Raw genomic sequence first — 409 nt, 5'->3', positions numbered from 1 at the left:
TGGCACTACAAACAGAAGGGAAAATATATACGGGCATCGGACTCGATTTTGAAACAGGAGGACTGGATTGTACAAAAAATGCTTGTACCCAGATTGCATTGCAAGCGGTACGCTTTGATACATGGGAAATGATTGACCGCTATGTGAAATACATTTCTCCTTACCACAAACAGGATATCGGAGGACCTGCAAAAAGGAAAGTATTGAAAAGCAGATTTGAAAAAGAAAAAGAAACCGAAATGATGGAATATGAAAAGGTCGCATTGGATTATTCGGGTATTAGCATGGAGATGCTGATAAATAAGGGTATGGATATGAAAGAGGTTGCCCGTGATATTATTGAATTTGCGAGGTGCAATACCTTATCCAAAGGAGCACAGTGCAAACCTATTTTGATAGGACAAAATAT

Annotated in this window: 1 pseudogene; it reads left to right on the top strand. The window is 38.9% G+C overall.

Annotation, left to right across the window (positions count from 1 at the left end):
* A pseudogene (locus D0T56_RS16765) lies at positions 1 to 409 on the top strand (3'-5' exonuclease); the annotation flags it as partial.

This window comes from Dysgonomonas sp. 520, assembly GCF_010501095.1.
In the GTDB taxonomy this organism is placed as follows: Bacteria; Bacteroidota; Bacteroidia; order Bacteroidales; family Dysgonomonadaceae; genus QVMP01.
Note: the sequence above shows the minus strand (reverse complement) of the source record. Positions and strands in the feature narration are given on the sequence as shown.